The organism is Massilia sp. CT11-108, from assembly GCF_047302915.1.
Lineage (GTDB): Bacteria > Pseudomonadota > Gammaproteobacteria > Burkholderiales > Burkholderiaceae_D > Telluria > Telluria orientalis.
The window spans coordinates 1-20441 of record NZ_JBKYMO010000046.1; the positions used below are offsets into that span (position 1 = coordinate 1).

Below are 20441 nucleotides of genomic sequence, written 5' to 3' on the forward strand. Positions count from 1 at the left end.
CCACGACGACGGGTTCGCCGGCCAGCGGCTCCAGCAGCTTGTTGCGCTGCCCGGCCGGATCGAAGCGGCGCCCCCGGCCGGCCGCGAGCAGGATGCCGACAACATGCGCGACCGGGGACACGCTCAAGCCGCCGCCAGGTCGAACGGCAGCTTGCGCAGGCGCTTGCCGGTCAGCTTGAACACGGCATTGGCCAGCGCCGGCGCCAGCGGCGGCAGGCCCGGCTCGCCCATGCCCGTCGGCGGATCCTGCGACGGCACGATGTGGACGTCCACCTGCGGCATGTCGTTCATGCGCGCCACCGTGTAGTCGCCGAAGTTCTGCTGCTCGACGACGCCATCCTTCAGCGTGATGCGCGCGCCCGGCAGCGTCGTGCCGAGGCCCATCAGCGCGGCGCCCTGCACTTGCGCCTCGATGGACATCGGGTTGACGGGCAGGTTGCAGTGCACGGCGGCCGTGACCTTGTGCACTTTCGGGCTGCCGTCGACGATCGACGCTTCGACGACGTAGGCGACGACCGTGTTGAACGACTCGTGCAGCGCGACGCCATATGCACGCCCTTTCGGCAGCGTCTTCTTGCCGTAGCCGGATTTCGCGACGGCGAGATCCAGCGCCGCGTGATGGCGCGCGTGCTTCGCGTCGATCAGCTTCTTGCGGTACGCGACCGGGTCCTGGCCGGCCGCATGGGCCGCCTCGTCGATCAGCGTCTCCATCACGAACGCCGTGTGGGTGGACCCGACGGAGCGCCACCACAGCACGGGCACGTTGGCTTTCACCGCATGCGCCGTCAGGTTCAGCGGCACGTCGTACGGCTCGCCCATGCCTTCGACCATCGTGGCGTCGACGCCGTTCTTGACCATCATCGGTTCGAACGCCGTGCCGGTGATGATCGACTGGCCGACGATCGTGTGGTCCCACGCGACGATGTTGCCGCCGGCGTCCAGGCCGATGTCCGCGCGGTGGATGTGCGACGGACGGTAGTAGCCGCCGCGGATGTCGTCCTCGCGGCTCCAGATCAGCTTCACCGGACCCGCATGGCCCGCCGCTTTGTACGCCTTGGCGATGTTGACGGCTTCCACGATGAAGTCCGACGTCGGCACCGCGCGGCGGCCGAAGCCGCCGCCCGCCATCATCGTGTTCAGGGTGACCTGCTCGGGCTTCAGGCCTGCCGTCGCGGCGGCAGCGGCCTGGTCGATGGTCTGGAATTGCGAGCCGACCCACAGGGTGCACGCGTCGTCCTTCAGGTCAACCGTGCAGTTGATCGGTTCCATCGGCGCGTGCGCCAGGTACGGGAATTCGTAGACGGCCGAAATCTTCCTGCTCGCGCCCGCGAGCTTGGACGTATCGGCCTTGCGGGCGACGGCGCCCGGCGTCTTCGCCAGTTCCGCGAACTGCGCCAGCTGCTTGCCGCTGTCGACTTTTTCGACGACGCTCGTGTCCCACTCGATGGCAAGCAGGTCGCGCGCCTGTTTCGCCGGCCAGAAGCCGTCGGCGACGACGGCCACGCCGCGGCCGCCCCGGTCCACCGGAATCTCCAGCACGGCGATCACGCCGCGCACGGCCCTGGCCTTGGCTGCATCGAACTTCGCCACCTTCGCGCCAAACACGGGTGGGTGCGCGACGACCGCGATCTTGGTGCCGGCCGGCTTGACGTCCAGGCCGAACTGCTGGCGGCCCGTCGACTTGGCGCGCGCGTCCAGGCGCGGCATGGGCTTGCCGATGTAGCGGAACGCCTTCTGGTCCTTCAACGTGACGGTCTGCGGCACCGGCAGGGCCATCGCCGCTTCGGCCAGCGAGCCATAAGTCGCCTTCTGGCCCGCCGGGCCGTAGACGACGCCCTTCGCCGTGCGGCACCGGGACGGATCCACCTTCCACTGCTGGGCGGCGGCCTGGACCAGCATCGCGCGGGCGCGGGCGCCCACTTCGCGGTATTGCGTGAACGAGTGGGCGATGGTGCCCGAGCCGCCCGTCATCTGGATGCCGAAGGCCGGATCCTTGTACACGTCGGCGGCCGGCGCGAGTTCGCCGCGCACCTGGCTCCAGTCGGCATCGAGTTCGTCCGCGATCACCATCGGCAGCGCCGTGTGCACGCCCTGGCCGAACTCGAGACGGTTGACCAGCACGGTCACCGTGTTGTCCGGCGCCACGCGCAGGAAGGCGTTCGGCGCGTAGACCGTCGGCTTGGCGGCATCGGCGGCGCGGGCGAAGCGGCCGCCAGTTGGCAGCACGAAGCCCAGCACGAGGCCACCGGTCGCCAGCGTGCCGGCTTTCAGGAAACCGCGGCGCGAGGTCGGGGCAAAGCGGCCGCCGGCGGGAGCCGCATTTTTCATCTGTTCGAATAGCATGCGGGCCTCCTTACGCCAGGGTTTTGGCGGCATCCTTGATGGCCGCGCGGATGCGTTGGTAGGTGCCGCAGCGGCAGATGTTGCCGCTCATGGCGTTGTCGATGTCGGTGTCGGTCGGCTTCTTGTTCACGCGCAGCAGGGCCGTGGCGCTCATCACCTGGCCGCTCTGGCAATAGCCGCACTGCGGGACGTCATGCTTGACCCAGGCGTCCTGCACGGCCTTGCCGACCTTGTCGGATTCCATCGCTTCGATGGTCGTGATCTTGTGGCCCGTGGCCGCGGAGATCGGCGTGACGCAGGAGCGGATCGCCTGCCCGTCCAGGTGCACCGTGCAGGCGCCGCACAGGGCGGCGCCGCAGCCGAACTTGGTGCCGGTCATGTTCAGGTTGTCGCGCAGCGTCCACAGGATGGGCGTGGAGGGATCGGCGTCGACCTGGACGTCGCGCCCGTTGATGTTCAATGTGAGCATGTCTTCTCCCTTGTTTTGGCTTGTTGGTGTAGTCGTAAAAAACCCGGCGGTGCCGGGCTTTTCGTTTTACTGCTTGAGGGCGGCCAGTTTGGCCTCGAGCGTCTTCTGGTCGACGGCGCCCGGAATCCGGCTGCCGTCCGAGAAGAAGATCGCCGGCGTGCCGGTGATGTGCAGCTTCTGGCCCAGCGCCAGCACCTTCTCGTTCGGCGACTCGCAGCTCGCCGGCGCGGCCGGTGCCGGCTTGTTGTTGATCATCCAGTCATCCCAGGCCTTGGCGCGGTCCGGGGCGCACCAGACATTCTTCGATTTCTCGAACGAGTCCGGCGACAGGATGTTGTACAGGAACGTGTAGATCGTCACGTTGTCCATGTTCTTCAGCGTCGTCTGGCGCAAGCGCTTGCAGTAGCCGCAGTTCGGGTCTTCGAACACGGCGATCACGCGCTTGCCGTCGCCCTTGACCTGCTTGATGGCGTCGTTCAGCGGCAGGTCGGAGAACTTGATCTTGTTGATGTCGTCGATGCGCTCGCGGGTCAGGTCGCGCGTCGTCTTGGCATCGTAGACGTGGCCGATGATGAGGTATTCACCTTTCTTGTCCGTGTACAGGATGTCGCCGGCGACGCGCAGTTCGTACAGGCCGGCGTACGGCGTTTCCTTGATCGACTCGATCTTGGCGCCGCCGAGGCGCGGTTCGATCGCCTTCTTGATGTTCGCCTCGACCGAATTCTGCGCGCCGACGCATGACGTGATCAGGCCGGTCGCCAGCAGGACGGCGAGCTTCGTTTTACCCATGAGTGAATTCCTTAAAGATGTGCCGCGTTACCTGCCCATCGCGTGGGCGATCAGCCGTCGCTTGACCAGAGGCAACTTATCCAGCAAGTTTAATCCTAAATTGCGAACCACGCGCACGGGCTCAAGATTTGCGCCGAACAAGCGCTCCAGGCCATCCGTGGCGAGTTGCATCAGCAATACGTCTTCCTTGCGCGCTCTCGCGTAGCGCGCCAGCAGGCGCTCGTCGCCGAGGCCCTGGTGGTCGTCGCGCGCGGCGAGCGTGTCGAGCAGCGCATTGATGTCGCCGAAGCCCAGGTTCATGCCGTGCCCGGCCAGCGGATGCACCGCGTGGGCCGCGTCGCCGATGAGCGCGACGCGCGGCGCCGTGATCGCGTGCGGGCGCACGAGCGCCAGCGGGATCGCCTTGACGTCTTCCGGCTGCAGCGGCTTCAGCAGGCCCAGCTTGTTCTCCGAATACTCGCCCAGGCGGATCGCCAGTTCGCCCAGCGATTCGTTCATGATCGTGTCCGCCAGCGTGTCCGGTGCGGACCACACGAGCGACACTTTATTCCCCGGCAGCGGCAGCAGCGCGACGATGCCTTCCTTGCACGTGAACCATTGATAGGCGACGTAGTGATGCGGCTTCTCACACGCAAAATTCGCCACGATGGCGCGCTGGTGGTACGAACGGTAATCGATGCCGATGTCGCACTGCCCGCGCACCCAGGAATCGCGGCCGTCGGCGCCGACCAGCAGCTGGGCCGCGAGCACCTTGCCGTCTTCCAGCTCGACCTCGACGTCTTCCGCGCTGCTCACGATGCGGCAGGCGCGTCCCGTGACGGTCTCGACGTTCTGGGCAAAGCGCAGCGCCGCGTCGAGCGCCTGGTTCAGGTTGCTGTCCTCGACGATCCACGCGAGCGAGCCCGCATGGGCGCCGAACGCATCGAACCCGAGATGGCCGCCCTGCTCCCCGTCGCCCTGCACGTCCATGGCGTCGACGGGCGCCACGCGCGCCATGTCGAGCGCGCCCCAGACTTTCAGCGACGACAATAACGTATGCGCCGTATGGTTGAGCGCGTACACGCGCACATCCCAGGGTTTTTCGGCGCCGGTCGACGCCTCCGGTGCATCCGGCCGCGCGGGCGGCACGAGCAAGGTGACGCTGTGCCCGGCCTGCGACAGGCCCAGGGCCGCCGTCTTGGCGATGGCGCCATTGCCGACGATGCAGATGTCGCTGCGGCGGGCGACGTTGCGATGATGTGCGGAGGAAGTGGTCTGTGTGCTCATGATGAACATTATAGACCGTCACCGTGGCCTGCTTCCTGCGAACGGGACGGGCATATCGTCCTGGCCGTTGCCAAAAAAACTGCTCGACAGGCCCTTGCAGCTTCGCAAACCCGTCGCTATAATCATGCCTCCTTTGGCCTGGTAGCTCAGTTGGTAGAGCAGAGGATTGAAAATCCTTGTGTCGGTGGTTCGATTCCGCCCCGGGCCACCAAAGTTTCAAGCGAAAACGCCGACCCCTAGAGGTCGGCGTTTTCGTTTCCGGCATCCGAAATCTTGCATCCGGTCTATTTCCGGTACAAAGCGGCGTTGAGGCGGCGGCATCAGACCCAATTGTCCAGGCTGGCTCATCCAATCTGACTAATCCACAGTATCGGTATCGATTAATTTTTATTCCGTATCAATACGTGACAGGCGTCCATGAAAATCCTCGAATACATCGAATTTTCCCCTCCGCGCAACAAAAACCAGTATGCCAGGGTACGAGAAGCGATCGAGCGCGACGACTTCCGCGCGGCCGATGTCAAGAAACTGACCAACCTTACGCAGGGCAAGTTTTATCGAGCAAAACTCGATTATGCCGACCGCTTGCTGTTCTCCATCGTCCGCTACGATGGCGAAACCTATGCCCTGATGCTGGAAGTGATCGAGCAGCACGCCTACGACAGGTCGCGCTTTCTCCGCGGGGCCAGTATCGACGATACCAAGATTCCGGCGGCCGATCTGGCCGAAGCCATCCGGGAAGCCGAGCCGGTGGGGTATGTGAACCCGAACCGGCCACAGGTGCACTGGCTCGACAAGGTCATTTCTTTCGACGATGCACAGCAGGCAGTCTATTTGCAAGCCACCCCCTTGATCATCGTCGGTAGCGCGGGAAGCGGCAAGACCGCGCTGACACTCGAGAAGATGAAGCAGGCGCAGGGCGATATCCTGTACGTGACACTGTCGGCCTACCTTGCCCAGTCGGCGCGCGACCTGTACTACGCGCATGGTTTCGAACGCGAAGGACAGGAAACGGATTTCCTGTCCTTCCGCGAGTTCCTCGAGTCGATCCGGATCCCGCAGGGCCGCGAAGCCAGCTGGCGCGATTTTTCCACTTGGTTCGCGCGCATGCGCCAGCAATTCAAGGGCATCGACGCCCACCAGGCATACGAAGAAATCCGGGGCGTGATCACCGCTGACGCCGCCGGCGTGCTGACGCGCGACCAGTATGCGGCGCTCGGCGCACGTCAATCGATCTTCTCGTCCGGCGATCGCACCGCGTTGTACGACCTGTTCGAAAAATACCGGGTCTGGCTGCAGGAGGCCCGGCTGTTCGACTCGAACCTGGTGTCGCACGACTGGCGGCGGCAAGTGCAGCCGCGCTACGATTTCGTGGTGATCGACGAGGTGCAGGACCTTACCCCGGTCCAGTTGGCGCTCGTGTTGCGCATGCTGAAGAAGCCGGGACAATTCTTGCTGTGCGGCGACTCGAACCAGATCGTCCACCCGAATTTCTTTTCATGGGGCAAAGTCAAGAGTCTGTTCTGGCACGATCCCGAACTGGCCGAACGACAGCAACTGCAAGTCCTGCGAGCCAATTTCAGGAACGGCAAGCAGGTCACGCGGATCGCCAACACGCTCCTGAAAATCAAGCACAGGCGCTTTGGCTCGATTGACCGCGAGAGCAATTTTCTGGTCGAAGCCGTCAAGCAGGATGAGGGCGCCGCCAGCCTGCTGACCGACAGCGATGCCGTGCGGCGCGACCTGAACGCGCAATCACGCCGCTCGACCCGCTTTGCGGTGCTGGTATTGCGCGACGAAGATAAGGCCGAGGCGAGAAAGCACTTCGACACCCCGTTGATCTTCTCGGTACATGAAGCGAAGGGCCTCGAGTACGACAGCATTGTCCTGTACCGCTTTGTTTCGGACAACCGCGCCCAGTTCGCCGCAATCGCGGAGGGAGTCGGGGAATCCGACCTTACCGGGGATGAACTGCAGTACGGCCGCGCCAGGGACAAGGGCGACAAATCGCTCGAAATCTACAAGTTTTACGTCAACGCGCTGTACGTGGCGCTGACGCGGGCTATCCACAATGTCTATCTGGTCGAATCGGATAAAGGACATCCGCTGCTGCGCCTGCTCGATATCGCAAACCTGGACGCCCCGGCGAAAACGGCCGCGCAAGCATCGAGCCTCGAGGATTGGCAGAAGGAAGCGCGCAGGCTGGCATTGCAGGGCAAGCAGGAACAGGCTGACGCGATCGAACGCATGATACTGAAGACGTCACCCGTCCCCTGGCCCGTGCTCGACGAGGCCAGGCTGCGTGAGACGCTGTCCAGGGTGTTCCGCGAACAGGTACCGGGCAGCAAAACCAAGACCCAGCTGTATGATTACGCAACCTGCTTCGACGAACCGATCCTCGCCTATTTCCTGGTGCACGACGCCGGCTTCGGCCAGGCACGCGGTTTTCCCATGCATGCCGTCACGTTTGGCCGGCGCCATTATCAGCCCTATTTCGCTCGCAATTTCAAGGACATCCTGAAATTATGCGATAAACATGGCGTCGAGCATCGGACGCCGATGAACCAGACGCCGCTCATGGCGGCAACGGCGGCCGGCAACGTTCCCCTGGTGACTGCATTGCTCGAACGCGGCGCCGATACCACGGCCGTCGACCACCTGGGCCGCAACGCGCTGCACTGGGCGATCGCGGCTGCGCTGCGCGACGATGAGTACGCCAAGGGGCCGTTCGGCGCGGTCTACCAGTTGGTGGCGCCAGCTCGCATCGACGTGATGGTCGGCGAGCGCCTCGTGCGCATCGACGCGCGCCAGTCCGAATACCTGATACTGCAAACGATGTGGGTGCTGTTCAAGTCGTGCTTCGGCAATGCGGACGCCAGCGACCGAGGCGGCTTCGACGCCGGGATGCTACTCGGCGCCTACGAACGGATGCCGGCTGCCGTACTGCCTCCCGAACGCAGGAAGCGGGCCTTCATCTCAGGCGTATTGGCCCGCAACGAGGTCGATCGCGACTACGCCTATAACCGGCACCTGTTCAAGCGCGTGGCAACCGGGGTCTACCAGTTGAATCCGGCATTGTCGCTGCGCAGTCGCGGTCCTGATGGCAGTGACGAATGGGTGCCGGTGTATTCAGCCCTCAACCTTCCTCTCGTCAAGGAACTGGCCGATCCGCGCTACGATCGGCATATCAATGATCTGCTCGGGCTTGCCGGACTGCCGCTCACGGCCGAGCCGATCATCCGACGCGCCGGACGGCAATGATCTTGTGCGTACCGACGTCCGTGAACGCCTCAAGCCCGGCCGCAACGGTCTTGATCGTCCACACAGGTGAGCGATACTGCGACGCTACAGTATTTTTTGACCAGATCCACCGCCAGCAAGCGGCTTACGACAACGAGGTAACTACAATGGACCCGAAGAATGATTTGCAACTCGGCATTTGCCAAGCCATCGAAACCCACCTGAGAGCCGAGTACGAAGCCATACCCGAACTGACTGATGCCTTGTGTATCGTGGGTCTCGACAATTCGATCATCGCAGTGAAACAAAAATTCGGCTTCGCGAAAAACGAGAGGGTGCTGAACCATCCAGCCATCGACGGCATCGTCGCCCACGTGGTCGAGATTGGCGTCCACAACATCGGCAAAGACAACGATCTCACGCTCAAGGATTATGTTGCCCTTATCACCTCGATCAAGAAATCGGTGATTCGCCATTCGTCCTTCGGGCCGTGCGCCTACTACGAGTTCATCAGGAACTTCGTCTGAGCTGTCACGCCAGGGGGCAGCGCAAGCGACCGCGCGCAGGAATGAAAATCCCTGTGTCGGTGGTTCGATTCCGCCCCGGGCCACCAAAGTTTCAAGCAAAAACGCCGCCCCGTGCAGGTCGGCGTTTTTGCTTTCAGGCTATCGATAATAAAACGTCATCCGTGGATGGCGTTTTATTCACCCCTGTTTTATTTAGCCTGCTTGCGACGACGCGAACGCAGCATTGCGCCGGCACCCAGCAACATCAGCGCGGCCGATGCCGGTTCCGGAACTTTCACCGGCGGGATAACCGCGCCAAATCCGTCGATATAGGCATAACCCGTGTGTGCGGACGGCTGGCAATCGGCAGCCAGAATCGACAGCGTGAAATCGTGGCCCGACAGCGACGAATCGATCGCGAGCTGTTCGATTTGCCAGGCCGACGTATAAAACAGGTCGCCATTCATGGTGAAACGGCTGTCGACGCCGCCGCCGCCGTCGCCGGCATTGTAGACGCGATTGATCAGGACCGTGCCCGTCGTATCGTCGGTCAGCGTGATCAGCAATTCGGCCGATTCATCGGCGGTGTGGCCGCCATTTTCCAGCACGGCTTTCCACGCGAAGAAGATGTTCGATTCGGTGTAATTCGTCACTTTCTGGCTGAGGACCGATGCATTACCGCCGTCCGAAGTGTCTTCGACACGATACGAGTACTGGCCCGAATAAACGGTCGAACCCAGCAACGAGCCCAGCAACGGATCGACCGTGCCAGCGGCGTTGACGGCCGAGCGGGTTGCCGGCCCCGTGTACTTGCTGCCGCCCGGCAGGAAAGTGGCGGGCGACAGGCTCGCATTCAGCGTATCCCAACGATACCCTTCCCCAGTCGTCCAGCCGTTTGCATTGCCATCTTCAAAACCACCATTGATAAAGGCGCCGGCGTGTGCGGTACCGGTAATGGCGGTGAATGCGAGGGCAGCGGCCAGCGCGAATTTTAATTTCATCTCTGTAGTCCTTTCAAGTCAATAAGAGTTATGGGTGCAACTAATGCACTGCGACACCTTAGCAATTCCTGTGCCACGCACTTATCTACTTGAAAGAAAATGGGTTTTTTAAAGCCGCATCGATATAGAACCTGTAACTGTTAAATACACCGACATTTAAATCGGGTAAATCGGCGATAGAATATAAAACATATGTATTCATTAAACCCGATACGGCTTCATATTATGTTCATCCTCTTATTTAATTAGGGAAAATCTCGATAATTTTAATCAACTCTTATATTCAACCAGCACGCCATAATCGCAATACCTCTTCCGCAATTACATCGGGAAATTCCTCCTGAAAAAATAATTTTCCTTTTGGAACTCGATATATTCCCTGCGAGCGCGGGAAAATACGGTCAAGATAAGCGGCATCCGCCAGCGGAAAGATCATGTCGCTGGCGCCCCATACCATCCGCACCGGCACCGTGGTGCGTTTGAGCGCCGCCTCGATGCCCGCCAGCGGATTCGGCGCGAGCGCGTCGTGGAATGCGTGATACTGCCTGCGCCGCAACGGCGTGCTCACCATCGGTGCCACGTAGTAGTCGATGATGTCGTCCGTGAGCAGCGCCGGATCGTGGTACGCGGCCGCGCCGAACGTCGCGCGCGCCAGGTTTCCGTCGGCCAGCCACTGCGCGGTGTCGTCGGCCAGCGTGCCCGCACGGGCCATGTCGAGCACCGGCTGGATCAGCGGCGGCGGGCTGTTGGGCTCCGTGTCGCAGTTCGTGAGCACCAGCGTGCGCACGCGCGCCGGAAAGCGAACCAGGAACAGCTGCGCGACCGCGCCGCCGCTGTCGGAAGCGACGATGTCGGCCTGGCCGACGCCCAGCGCATCCAGCAGCGCCGCCAGCATCGCCACCTGGGCGGCGGGCGCCACCGACTGGTCTGCGGGGATCTGCGAGTAGCCGAGGCCCATGAAATCGGGGGCGATGCAGCGCCGGTACGGGGCGAGGCGGTCGAGCGCCCCGCGCCACTGGAAGCCGTTGAGCGGCGCCCCGTGCAGGAACAGCGCCGCCGCCCCCGTGCCGCGCTCGACGTACGCGATCCGGCCGCACGGCAGGTCCACATGGCGCCGCGCGTGGCGATAGCGTTCCACCTCCGTCTGCGCCGCCTGCGCACGGCCGGCTACGACCGCTGCCGCGGTCACGTACAAGAAATCCCTGCGTTTCATGCTCGACTCTCCTTCGCTGCGTTGGACATGGAAGGATGCTAGCGACGCGGAGCAGGCCCGGCGCGCACCGGCGGCCGGCGGCGGACACAAACGGATGATTTCCTTGTACATTGGCGGGACGCGTACCGGAGGATCAGATGACCGACCGCCCATCTTGCTATCCCAGCCCAGCGACGGCCCCGCTGCCGCTCCTCGACGTGCTGACGTCGCCGGTGCCGTCGGGCCGGTTCGATTCGCCCGTGGACGAACGCCACGTGTTGTGCCTTCACCTGGGCGGGCCGGTGCCGGTGTCGTACCGGGCGGGCAAGGCCGAGCGGCAGGGCGTGCGGTTGCACGGCCAGTTCTGCGTCGTGCCGGGCGGCTCCAGCACGCGCTGGATCCTGGCGCAGCCGGCCACCTCGCTGCTGCTCCGGCTCGCGCCCGCGCACCTGCGCGCCACGGCCGACGACATGGGACGCGGCGCGCGCGCCTTCGACCTCGCGCCGGCGATCCACGTCCGCGATCCGCAGATCGAGCGCATCGGCTGGATGATGCAGGCCGAGGACCATGACGCCCACCCGGGCGGGCGGCTGTTCGCCGACAGTCTCGCGTCGGCGCTCGCCGTGCGCCTCGTCGCGCTGCAGTCGCGGTCGAGGACCGTGCAGGCACGGGCGCTGCCCGCCTGGCGCCTGCGCCACGTCATCGAATACATCGACGCCCACCTGGACCAGGACCTGACGCTCGCCGAACTGGCCGCCGTCGCGGGGTTCAGTCCTTCGCATTTCAAGGCCTTGTTCAGGCAGGCGACCAGTACGCCGGTCCACCGGTTCGTGCTCGAACGGCGCGTGGAACGGGCCCGCCTGCATCTGCTCGAGGGGCGGCTCAGCGTCACGGAAGTCGCGTTGGAAACCGGCTTCGCGCATCCGAGCCACATGGCGCGCTGGATGCGCCGCATCGTGGGATTGAGCCCGTCGCAGATCCGGGCCGGCTGAGGCGCGGCGAACGTCTTATGCGCTCAAGGGATCGACACGTCCCTCGGAAGTCATTTTTTCGATCACCCTGACAGCCGTCCCGCCGCCGGGAACGACCGCGCTGGCCAATTCCGATCCCAGTTCGAACAGCATTTCGCGGGTGGTGAACGCCTGCAGCGTTTCCTTGAACCACTGGCCGTTCTCGATGACTTCGCCGGTCAATCCATCGACTTCGATCACGCCGACCTTGTCCTCGGTCGTCCAGGCGAATTCGAAAGCGAACACGGGACGGTAGTACAGGTGGACCTTTTCTATCGTAATAAGATCTTCCTGAAACTCGTGCGCATGAATGGTCTCCGCGGCGAGCGTCTGGCGGATCTTCTGCAGCAGCATGGGCAAACGCAACTGCGGAACGACAGCTTCGGGCAGCTCGAGAACCGAGTGCTCCTGCACCTTGTATTTATTGATGTAGTTTGCCAGCGCCCCTTTTTTCGGATCGCGCGACAAACCGTCGAGGTGATCCTCGTACTTGATCTTCCTGTGCGAATATTCGACGGCCTGCATGCTGATCGTCCGCTTGTTCCCCTGCTCCGCGATCGAATATTCCTTCCCGTTGATGACGACCTTGTGCGCATAGGCGTTACCGATGTCGACCGGATAAATCAGCTCGCGCGAATAATCGACCGAACGGGTCGTCACCACGTGCCAGAACGGCTCATAGCGCAACACGTGCTTCGACAGCAGGACCGTTTCGTCCCTGGGGCGTTTGAACGGATTCAGCTTGGTCCAGAAGCCGAACGCATTCAGCTTTTTCTGGTTGGCCTGCTCGTTGGCGGCGCTTAATGGGTAGACCTGGTCGAAAACGAATACTTTTTCAGCATTGTCGATGTATTGCAGATGCTCCGTCATAGAAATCCCTGAAATTGTTGTCATGTTGAGCGATTGATTTCCCGATTCTGCCTGACGGAGCGGCACACTGTCGATACCGGGCAAGACGCGGCAGATACTGCGTCAAGGATCCGGCCACGCTGTTTCAATGCTTGCCGGTCTCCCCGAACAAGGAAAAATCCGGCAGCCTGCCCCGCGCCTGCAGGTCGGCCGCGTCGCCGATGCGCAGGATGGTCGCCGGCCGGCCGTCGAACGCGGGCCAGTCGGGCAAGCCCTTGCCGTTCGGCGTGCCCGTGCGCGCGAAACTTGCCCACGTGTCGGCCAGGCGCGCGGCCAGCTGGCGGTCGTATGCGGACCACGGCCGCGGATCCTGGCCGAGGTGATCGAACACGTACTGGATCTCCGCGCCATGCCCCGCTCCGCAGCCATAGCCGCACGGCGTCAGGGGTTCGGTCGGCCGGTGCGTGAAATAGTAGAGGTAGGGCCTGGCCTGGCCGTACTGCGCCTGCAGTGCCGCCCAGTACCACGTGCGCCAGCCCCACCAGTCGGTCGTGAGCCGGTCGATCGACGCCCTGGCTTCGGCATCCGTCGCACCGGGATACTTAGCCAGCACGGCGGTGGACGGCGCATGGCCCAGCAGCTTCGCCACGAGCGCCTTGTGGCTGGCGGCCGTGAACTTGTCGGTGCCGAGGATTTCCGGTGCGAGGTCCTTACCCTCTTCCGCATTCCAGCCCGCGAGCAAAGGCACGTCGTTCTGGCGATGGTTGCGGTACGTCGTCGTCAGGTCTTCGCGCAGCAGATGGCCGTCGACGATGGGATGCGGCGCCCATGCCGGTTTCTGCAGCGCGGCGACGGGCAGCGCGCGCAGGTCCGCCAGGCGCTTCGCGCCCACCGCCCTGGTGAACGCCACGCCCGCCTGTTCCGCGGCCGTGCGGTCGAACAAGGCGTTCTCGCTGGCGTCGATCGGCATCGCGAAGTTGCCGCTCTGCGAGATCGCGCGCTGGAACAGGCCCTTGGCCAGCGGTGACGCGACGAGCACGGCGACCGATTCGCCGCCCGCCGATTCGCCCATGATCGTGACGCGCGCCGGATCGCCGCCGAAGGCCGCGATGTTCTGCCGCACCCAGCGCAACGCCGCGACCTGGTCTTCCATGCCCTGGTTGCCCGACGCCTTGTCCGGCGACTCCGCCGTCAGCTCGGGATGGGCGAAGAAGCCGAAGATGCCGAGGCGGTAGTTGATGGTGACGACGACGACACCGCGCCGCGCCAGGTTGCCGCCGTCATAACCGGGCTGGGCGCCCGTGCCGCCGTAATAGCCGCCGCCGTGGATCCAGACGATGACGGGAAGCTTCTGCGCCTGCGCGGGCGCCCACACGTTCAGGTACAGGCAGTCTTCGCTTTTCGGATCCGGGATCCACGCCGCCGTCTGCGCGCAGGCCGGCGCGTAGGCCTGCGCGGTCTTCACGCCCTGCCACGGCACGACCGGCTGCGGCGCGCGCCAGCGCAGTTGGCCGACGGGCGGCGCCGCGAACGGCACGCCCTTGAATACGTTCACGCCGTCGGCCGCCGTGCCGACGATCCGTCCTCCCGTGACCTGCACCGGGTCCGTCACCTGGGCCGCCTGGGCCATTCCAACCAGCAGGCATCCGGCGACAACAGCCGCACCTTTCATGTCGTCTCCTCATATTTGTCGAAAAGACATTTTAGCGGCCTCGTTTTCTGGCAGGCCAGCGTGTCAAAAATAATTATCGAAATAATGGTTTTCGCGCTTGCAAACCGTCCGGCGCCGGGATAAAGTTATCGACATAATGATTATCGCGATAAGTAATTTACAGCGGCAGACCATCTGACCAGTTACCGGAGGAATCGAAATGAACCAGCCCATCGCCCGCACGCTGCGCAACGTCTTCGGCGCAGCCGCCCTCACCGTCGCCGCCCTCGGCCCGGCCCACGCCCAAACGTCCGACGCCTTCTCGTCCGTCAGGCAGATCGATGCGGGCGTGCTGAACGTCGGCTACGTCGACGCGGGGCCGGCCAACGGTCCCGTCGTGATCCTGCTGCACGGCTGGCCGTACGACATTCACAGCTATGTCGACGTCGTACCGCTGCTGACGAAGGCCGGGTACCGCGTGATCGTGCCGCACCTGCGCGGCTACGGCACGACCCGCTTCCTGGATCCGAAGGCCGTGCGCAACGGCGAACCGGCCGCGCTGGCGCAGGACGTCGTCGACCTGATGGATGCGCTGAAGATCGACAAGGCGATCCTGGCCGGCTACGACTGGGGTGCGCGCAGCGCCGACATCGTGGCCGCGCTGTGGCCCGAGCGTGTCAAAGGGCTGGTGTCCGTGAGCGGCTACCTGATCGGCAGCCAGGAAAGCGGCAAGCAGCCGCTGCCGCCGGCCGCCGAGCTGCAATGGTGGTACCAGTTCTACTTCGCCACCGACCGCGGCGCCGCCGGCTATGCGAAGAACCATCACGATTTCGCCAAGCTGATCTGGAAGACCGCGTCGCCGCAATGGCAGTTCGACGACCGCACGTTCGACCGCAGCGCGGCGTCGCTGGAGAACCCGGACCATGCCGCCATCACGATCTTCAACTACCGCTGGCGCCTCGGCCTGGTCCAGGGCGAAGCGAAATACGACAAATTGGAACAGCGCCTGGCCACCTTCCCGGCCATCACCGTGCCGACGATCACCCTGGAAGGCGACGCCAACGGCGCCCCGCACCCGGAACCGGCCGCGTACGCCAGGCGCTTCACCGGCAAGTACAAGCATGAACTCATCAAAGGGGGCATCGGCCACAACCTGCCGCAGGAAGCGCCGCGCGCGTTCGCCGCTGCCGTCATCGCCGTCGGCCACCTGTAATCCGCATTTCCTCATCTAATCGAAAGGACATACCATGAGCAAGATCGACAAGGTTCTCTACACTGGCAAGACCCGCACCACCGGCGGCCGCGAAGGCAGTGCAAAAAGCGACGACGGCCGCCTCGACATCACGCTGTCGCCGCCGGGCAGCCACGGCAAGGGCACGAACCCGGAACAGTTGTTTGCCGCCGGCTGGTCGGCCTGCTTCATCGGCGCGCTGGGCCACGCCGCGCGCGACCGGCACGTGACCCTGCCGGCAGACACGGCAGTCGATGCGGAAGTCGACCTCGGCACCGGCACCGGCACCGACGGCTATTCGCTGCAGGCGCGGCTGACCGTGAGCCTGCCCGGCGTGCCGCGCGACGTCGCGCTGGACCTGGTCCATGCCGCGCACCAGACGTGCCCGTATTCAAAAATGTCGCGTGGGAATATCGACGTGAACATCACCGTGGCGTAAGCCTGGAAACGACAACGCCACCGGTTGGTGGCGTTGTCATCAGTGGAAGAACAGGTACAGGATGACCAGCACGATGGCCGGTACGCCCATGATCCAGGCCAGGAAATATTTGCCCATGATCGTACTCCTTTCGTTTGCGATTGATCACGGGTTCAGGATGCCGCAGGCGGGCGCGGGCGTCCGTACGGTAATGCACGAAGCGCGCGTGCCGGCCTAGGGTTGCGCGAACAGCACCTGCAGGTCGTCCCGGCCGATGGCCGCCGCGAGCCCGCCTTCGGCATCGAGCACGGCATTGGCCAGTTCGCCCTTGCGGCGCTGCATGTCTTGGATTTTTTCTTCGAGCGTGCCCTGCGCGATCAGCTTGTAGACGAACACCGGCTGGTCCTGGCCGATGCGCCAGGCGCGATCGGTTGCCTGGTTCTCGCTCGCTGGATTCCACCATGGATCGTAATGAATGACGGTGTCGGCCGCGGTGAGGTTCAGGCCGACGCCCCCGGCCTTCAGGCTGACCAGGAACACGCTCACGTCACCCCGCTGGAACGCGCCGACGGGAGCGTCGCGATCGGCCGTGTCGCCTGTCAGTTGCACGAACGTGATACCGCGCGCGTCCAGCGCGGCGCCGATCAGCGCCAGCATGCTCGTGAACTGGGAAAACACGAGGACGCTGCGTCCCTCGCTCAGCAACGTGTCGAGCAGTTCCAGCAGCGTGTCCAGCTTGGCCGACCCCACCCTGGCGGCCGCGTCCAGCAGGCGCGGATCGCAGCAGACCTGGCGCAATTTCAACAAGGCATCGAGAATAATGATCTGGCTGCGCGCGAGGCCCTTGGCATCGATGGCGTCGCGGACCTTCCTGTCCATCGCCACGCGCACGGTCTCGTACAGGTCGCGCTGGGCGCCGTCGAGTTCGATGGGCAGCACGATCTCCGTCTTGGGCGGCAATTCGGTGGCAACCTTGTCCTTGGTCCGGCGCAGCATGAATGGTTTCACGCGGCGTGCCAGCAGGTTCTTGCGCTGGACGTCTCCGCGTTGCTCGATCGGCTTACGGAACACGGTATTGAACTGTTTGTCGTCACCCAGCAGACCCGGCATCAGGAAATGGAACTGCGACCACAATTCACCGAGGTGGTTCTGCACCGGCGTACCGGTCAGGCACAGGCGGTGGCGGGCATCGAGCAGGCGCACGGTCTGCGCCGCCTTCGAACGGCTATTCTTGATGTACTGGGCTTCGTCGAGGATGAGAAGGTGATAGCGGTGCCTGCGCAGCGCCGGCTCGTCGCGGCCCAGCAGGGCATACGTCGTGAGCACGAGGTCGGCGTCGCCGACCAGGTCGAACGATGCCTTCCTGTCCTTCCCGTGCAGGAGCAGCACGCGCAGGCCGGGCGCGAAGCGCGTCGCTTCGGCCTGCCAGTTGCCCATCAGGCTCGTCGGCGCCACGACGAGCGCCGGCGCATCGAGGCGGCCCGCCTCCTTTTCGGCGAGGATGTGGGCGAGCGTCTGGATGGTCTTGCCGAGTCCCATGTCGTCGGCCAGGATGCCGCCGAAGCCGTATTCGCGCAGGAACTGCATCCAGTCCAAGCCCGCGCGCTGGTAAGGGCGCAACTGCGCCGTCAGGCCGGCGGGCACGTCCACCGGCCGGATGCCGTCGAAATCGTGCAGCTTGCGGCCCAGTTCACGCAAGCGTTCGCCGCCCAGCCAGCGCAGGCGCGCGGCGCGCTCCAGTTCCGCCAGGCGTGCCGCATCCAGCGCCGGCAGCTGGATCTTCGCGCCGACGCGGTCGCCGAAATACAGCTCGCCCAGCGTGGCCAGGATGGGTTTCACACGGCCCCACGGCAGGGCCACGCGCGTACCGTCGGACAACGTCAGCGGCAAATCGTCGGTATCGGCACGGGCGGCCAGGGCGTCGATACCGAATTCGAGCGGCGTCTTGCGGATCATGTCCACCAGCAGCGGCAGCAGCGGATGGCGCGCGCCGCCGACGATGATGCCCAGTTCCAGGTCGAACCAGCCGTTGCCGTCGCCCTCGCGTTCATCGAGATCGGCATACCACTCGTCCACGTGCGCAAAGTCGTAGCGGAAATCCGGGTCGATCTCGATCGACCATCCCGCTTCGCGCAGGCGCGGCAGGCCGTCGCGCACGAAGGCCAGCCAGGCCGTCTCGTCTGGAAGGGACAAGGCGTCCGGCCAGTACTCGCGCATGGGCGAGTTCGCCGGCGCCGGCATGAAACCGAGCGCGGCCAGCATGTTGCCGGCCTCCGCTTCGGCCTTCCGGTCGCGCACGATCACGTCGACACCGTCCTCGCGCGCAATGCGCAGCACGGGCTCGGCGACGCCGTCCGTCGACATGCCGTCATAATCGAACGACAAGAACGCGAGGTCGCAGACGACCCAGTCGCGCCGCCCCGGAACGTCCTGGCTGTCGAGCACGAGACGCGGCACGGGCACGACGTCGTGCCGCTCGCGCACTGCCATCGTCGCGGGAACGGGCACGAATTCGTCCAGCCCCAGTTCGAGCAGGCGGCCCGCGACCCCGCCGCGCTGTTCCGCGATCAGCACCGGCGCCTGTTCCACGATGTCCATCAGGGCCGCCGACGGGACGCCGGCGAGCGCCTCCGGCACCGCCAGTTCGCCCACGACGAGATCGTCCATGTAGTACATGGGATCGGTCGGCAGGATCTGCACGCCCTTCTCGCCTCCGCTCATCTGCCAGCCCAGCAAGACGGCCTCGGGGTTGGCGGGATGCGCATGCCATGCAGTGCCGATGGCGCGCCGCCGACCACCCCCGTCGGCCTGGGCGCGCCCTGGCCCATGCGCAGCGCGGCCAGCAGGAGCAGCGGCTCCTCGTCCTCGCGGCGGACGAACGGCAGCCGATGCGTCAGCAGGTACAACGGGTCGTTCACGATGGTGGCCGAGCCGAAGCGGCCGGCCTCGTCCAGGTGCACGATGTACGGGTGCAGGCTCAGCGCCTTGTCATGGCGATCGGGCACGAGCACGTACTCGATCCTGAAGGCCTGCACCGACGGATCGTGCGCGCCCCGCACGTGGTTCTTTACCCTGGCCAGCAGCGCCAGCCAGCGCTCGGCCGCGAGCGGCACGTCGGGCGCGGCGCGGTCCAGCAGCGTCAGCAACACGGCCACGACATGCTTGCAGTTGTAGCTCATCGGGCAATCGCAGTCGCCCTTGAACTGGACGCCGCGCTTGCCGGTCGTCACGCGGATGGCCTGCCCGTAGAATTTGCCGCCGCTGCCTTCGACTTCCCCATGGATCGTCGCGCCATCGACGTCGATCGCGACGACGCGGTCTTCGCTGCAATAGGCTTCGCCCCGGGCAAAGGTGCGGGGATCGAACTGGTGTTTGACGTCGTCGCGTGTGAATTCCATGTGCGGGTGAACGATGGTCGAATCGAGGCGACATTATCCGCGATCGCCGCGCCACGCTCCACGGGCGACGTTGACGGACCTCAGGCCGGCTGCGCCACCCGCGCCGCGCGCGCCATGCGCCAGATCGTCGTGCCGTTCACGACCGCCATCACGATCTCGAGCGCCGTGCCCCCGATCGAGCCGGCGATGATGTTGTTCGCGATCCATAGAAAGGTCCCGCACAGCATCGCGAGGCGCATCGGAACGCCGCGCAGGAGAAACAGCGCGAGCGTGCCGACGCAGGACGCGCCCAGGGGCAGCCAGTCCGTCATGCGCGTGGCGAGCGTCAGGCCCAGGGCGAGGTTCATCGCGACGACGCCGACCGCCACCCACACCGAACGCGTGTACAGCGCCAGCACGGAGCGCAGCAGCGACATGGTCGTGCTGGCGACAGGCGTCGGGTTCCCGAGCAGGGCGAAGTGGACGATGTAGGCCAGGCATTCGCCGGCCATGAACAGCTTGAAGCGGCGGTCGTCCTTCTGCATCGCGCAGGCGACGCCGAGGACGAACGCGATGTAGCCGACGCATTGCGCCGGCGCGAACCAGTCGAGGGACATGGGAAACTCTTCGGGAAGGAGCGGCATTATAGCCCGCATCCTGGACTAGAATGTCCGGGCAGTCCTGACAACCGATGTCTTCCAAGGAGCTACCATGAAAGCATTGAAATTCGGTATCGCCTGTCTGTCCGCCCTCCTCGCCCTGTCCGCCCACGCCGCCGATCCGGCACCGGTCAAGAAGATGAACGGCGTCCTCGTCGACGCCCACGGCATGACGGTCTACACGTTCGACAAGGACGTCGCCGGCAGCGGCAAGAGCGCCTGCAACGGCCCATGCGCGGAGAACTGGCCGCCGGTGAAGGCCGGCGACGCGGCCGTGTCCGCGCCGTACTCCACCGTCACGCGCGACGACGGCAGCAAGCAGCTCGCCTACCAGGGCAAGCCGCTGTACACGTTCGTGAAGGACAAGAAGGCGGGCGACCGCGCAGGCGACAAGAAGATGAACGTCTGGCACGTCGTGACGGATTGACGGCCGCGCCGCG

General features: G+C 64.5%; 17 protein-coding genes and 2 tRNA genes. 8 read left to right on the forward strand and 11 right to left on the reverse strand.

Annotated features, from left to right (window positions below; genetic code table 11):
- Positions 1-123: 123 nt before the first annotated feature.
- The 4 genes from ACEN88_RS06740 to ACEN88_RS06755 form a co-directional block, all read right to left on the reverse strand.
- The gene (locus ACEN88_RS06740; protein WP_413338137.1) at positions 124-2343 is read right to left on the reverse strand and encodes a molybdopterin cofactor-binding domain-containing protein; all 2220 of its coding nucleotides are present in this window, start codon (positions 2341-2343) and stop codon (positions 124-126) included.
- Between the two features lie 10 nt (positions 2344-2353).
- The gene (locus ACEN88_RS06745) at positions 2354-2812 is read right to left on the reverse strand and encodes a (2Fe-2S)-binding protein (RefSeq protein ID WP_413338139.1); all 459 of its coding nucleotides are present in this window, start codon (positions 2810-2812) and stop codon (positions 2354-2356) included.
- 66 nt (positions 2813-2878) lie between these two features.
- Positions 2879-3601 carry a DsbC family protein gene (locus tag ACEN88_RS06750; RefSeq protein WP_371767897.1) on the reverse strand — a complete coding sequence of 241 codons (723 nt, stop codon included), beginning with the start codon at positions 3599-3601 and terminating at the stop codon, positions 2879-2881.
- 27 nt (positions 3602-3628) lie between these two features.
- A complete protein-coding gene (locus ACEN88_RS06755; RefSeq protein WP_413338140.1) occupies positions 3629-4867 on the reverse strand; it encodes an FAD-dependent monooxygenase in 1239 nt (412 codons plus the stop codon).
- A 135-nt stretch (positions 4868-5002) separates the two neighbouring features.
- Here ACEN88_RS06755 and ACEN88_RS06760 point away from each other — a divergent pair.
- The 4 genes from ACEN88_RS06760 (at position 5003) to ACEN88_RS06775 (ending at position 8720) form a co-directional block, all read left to right on the forward strand.
- Positions 5003-5078: transfer RNA gene (locus ACEN88_RS06760), tRNA-Phe, on the forward strand.
- A 206-nt stretch (positions 5079-5284) separates the two neighbouring features.
- Positions 5285-8128, forward strand: a complete 2844-nt coding sequence (locus ACEN88_RS06765) for a UvrD-helicase domain-containing protein (RefSeq protein ID WP_413338142.1) — start codon at positions 5285-5287, stop codon at positions 8126-8128.
- A gap of 20 nt (positions 8129-8148) precedes the next feature.
- Positions 8149-8634: a hypothetical protein gene (locus ACEN88_RS06770; RefSeq protein ID WP_413338143.1), complete on the forward strand. Its 486-nt coding sequence runs from the start codon at positions 8149-8151 to the stop codon at positions 8632-8634.
- A gap of 15 nt (positions 8635-8649) precedes the next feature.
- A tRNA-Phe gene (locus ACEN88_RS06775) sits at positions 8650-8720 on the forward strand.
- Positions 8721-8822: 102 nt separating this feature from the next.
- Here ACEN88_RS06775 and ACEN88_RS06780 read toward each other — a convergent pair.
- Complete coding sequence (locus ACEN88_RS06780) at positions 8823-9614, reverse strand: PEP-CTERM sorting domain-containing protein (protein WP_413338145.1); 792 nt, start codon at positions 9612-9614, stop codon at positions 8823-8825.
- Positions 9615-9897: 283 nt separating this feature from the next.
- Positions 9898-10827 (reverse strand): alpha/beta fold hydrolase, encoded by a 930-nt coding sequence (locus ACEN88_RS06785; protein WP_413338147.1) that lies wholly within the window; start codon positions 10825-10827, stop codon positions 9898-9900.
- A gap of 137 nt (positions 10828-10964) precedes the next feature.
- Between ACEN88_RS06785 and ACEN88_RS06790 the strand changes: the two genes are divergently transcribed.
- Positions 10965-11798, forward strand: coding sequence for a helix-turn-helix domain-containing protein (locus ACEN88_RS06790; RefSeq protein WP_413338148.1), 834 nt, complete (start codon positions 10965-10967; stop codon positions 11796-11798).
- Between the two features lie 15 nt (positions 11799-11813).
- Here ACEN88_RS06790 and ACEN88_RS06795 read toward each other — a convergent pair whose 3' ends face one another.
- Positions 11814-12770 (reverse strand): hypothetical protein, encoded by a 957-nt coding sequence (locus ACEN88_RS06795; RefSeq protein ID WP_413338150.1) that lies wholly within the window; start codon positions 12768-12770, stop codon positions 11814-11816.
- A gap of 40 nt (positions 12771-12810) precedes the next feature.
- Entirely contained in the window at positions 12811-14337 is a 1527-nt protein-coding gene (locus ACEN88_RS06800) for a carboxylesterase/lipase family protein (protein ID WP_413338151.1), read from the reverse strand.
- Between the two features lie 199 nt (positions 14338-14536).
- Here ACEN88_RS06800 and ACEN88_RS06805 point away from each other — a divergent pair, with 199 nt between their 5' ends.
- Together ACEN88_RS06805 and ACEN88_RS06810 are read left to right on the forward strand one after the other, a co-directional pair.
- Positions 14537-15529, forward strand: coding sequence for an alpha/beta fold hydrolase (locus ACEN88_RS06805; protein ID WP_413338153.1), 993 nt, complete (start codon positions 14537-14539; stop codon positions 15527-15529).
- Positions 15530-15563: 34 nt separating this feature from the next.
- On the forward strand, positions 15564-15986 hold the full coding sequence (locus tag ACEN88_RS06810; protein ID WP_413338155.1) for an organic hydroperoxide resistance protein: 423 nt from the start codon (positions 15564-15566) through the stop codon (positions 15984-15986).
- 213 nt (positions 15987-16199) lie between these two features.
- On the opposite strand, the gene ACEN88_RS06815 is transcribed toward ACEN88_RS06810, so the two are convergent.
- From ACEN88_RS06815 to ACEN88_RS06825, 3 genes are all read right to left on the reverse strand, one after another.
- Positions 16200-18701: a DEAD/DEAH box helicase gene (locus ACEN88_RS06815; RefSeq protein WP_413338156.1), complete on the reverse strand. Its 2502-nt coding sequence runs from the start codon at positions 18699-18701 to the stop codon at positions 16200-16202.
- Positions 18683-19363, reverse strand: a complete 681-nt coding sequence (locus ACEN88_RS06820; protein WP_413338158.1) for an SWIM zinc finger family protein — start codon at positions 19361-19363, stop codon at positions 18683-18685. The genes ACEN88_RS06815 and ACEN88_RS06820 overlap by 19 nt, the downstream gene beginning before the upstream one ends.
- Positions 19364-19443: 80 nt before the next feature.
- Positions 19444-19959, reverse strand: coding sequence for a YgjV family protein (locus tag ACEN88_RS06825; protein WP_413338160.1), 516 nt, complete (start codon positions 19957-19959; stop codon positions 19444-19446).
- Positions 19960-20053: 94 nt separating this feature from the next.
- Between ACEN88_RS06825 and ACEN88_RS06830 the strand changes: the two genes are divergently transcribed.
- Entirely contained in the window at positions 20054-20428 is a 375-nt protein-coding gene (locus ACEN88_RS06830) for a hypothetical protein (protein ID WP_413338162.1), read from the forward strand.
- Positions 20429-20441: the final 13 nt, after the last annotated feature.

What these genes read in the sequence shown, in the direction of transcription:
- ACEN88_RS06805 (WP_413338153.1), top strand. Translation starts at nt 14,537, where the DNA reads ATGAACCAGCCCATCGCCCGCACGCTGCGCAACGTCTTCGGCGCAGCC.
- ACEN88_RS06745 (WP_413338139.1), bottom strand. Translation starts at nt 2,812, where the DNA reads ATGCTCACATTGAACATCAACGGGCGCGACGTCCAGGTCGACGCCGAT.
- ACEN88_RS06750 (WP_371767897.1), bottom strand. Translation starts at nt 3,601, where the DNA reads ATGGGTAAAACGAAGCTCGCCGTCCTGCTGGCGACCGGCCTGATCACG.
- ACEN88_RS06820 (WP_413338158.1), bottom strand. Translation starts at nt 19,363, where the DNA reads ATGGAATTCACACGCGACGACGTCAAACACCAGTTCGATCCCCGCACC.
- ACEN88_RS06765 (WP_413338142.1), top strand. Translation starts at nt 5,285, where the DNA reads ATGAAAATCCTCGAATACATCGAATTTTCCCCTCCGCGCAACAAAAAC.
- ACEN88_RS06825 (WP_413338160.1), bottom strand. Translation starts at nt 19,959, where the DNA reads ATGTCCCTCGACTGGTTCGCGCCGGCGCAATGCGTCGGCTACATCGCG.
- ACEN88_RS06740 (WP_413338137.1), bottom strand. Translation starts at nt 2,343, where the DNA reads ATGCTATTCGAACAGATGAAAAATGCGGCTCCCGCCGGCGGCCGCTTT.
- ACEN88_RS06810 (WP_413338155.1), top strand. Translation starts at nt 15,564, where the DNA reads ATGAGCAAGATCGACAAGGTTCTCTACACTGGCAAGACCCGCACCACC.
- ACEN88_RS06780 (WP_413338145.1), bottom strand. Translation starts at nt 9,614, where the DNA reads ATGAAATTAAAATTCGCGCTGGCCGCTGCCCTCGCATTCACCGCCATT.
- ACEN88_RS06755 (WP_413338140.1), bottom strand. Translation starts at nt 4,867, where the DNA reads ATGAGCACACAGACCACTTCCTCCGCACATCATCGCAACGTCGCCCGC.
- ACEN88_RS06790 (WP_413338148.1), top strand. Translation starts at nt 10,965, where the DNA reads ATGACCGACCGCCCATCTTGCTATCCCAGCCCAGCGACGGCCCCGCTG.
- ACEN88_RS06830 (WP_413338162.1), top strand. Translation starts at nt 20,054, where the DNA reads ATGAAAGCATTGAAATTCGGTATCGCCTGTCTGTCCGCCCTCCTCGCC.
- ACEN88_RS06785 (WP_413338147.1), bottom strand. Translation starts at nt 10,827, where the DNA reads ATGAAACGCAGGGATTTCTTGTACGTGACCGCGGCAGCGGTCGTAGCC.
- ACEN88_RS06800 (WP_413338151.1), bottom strand. Translation starts at nt 14,337, where the DNA reads ATGAAAGGTGCGGCTGTTGTCGCCGGATGCCTGCTGGTTGGAATGGCC.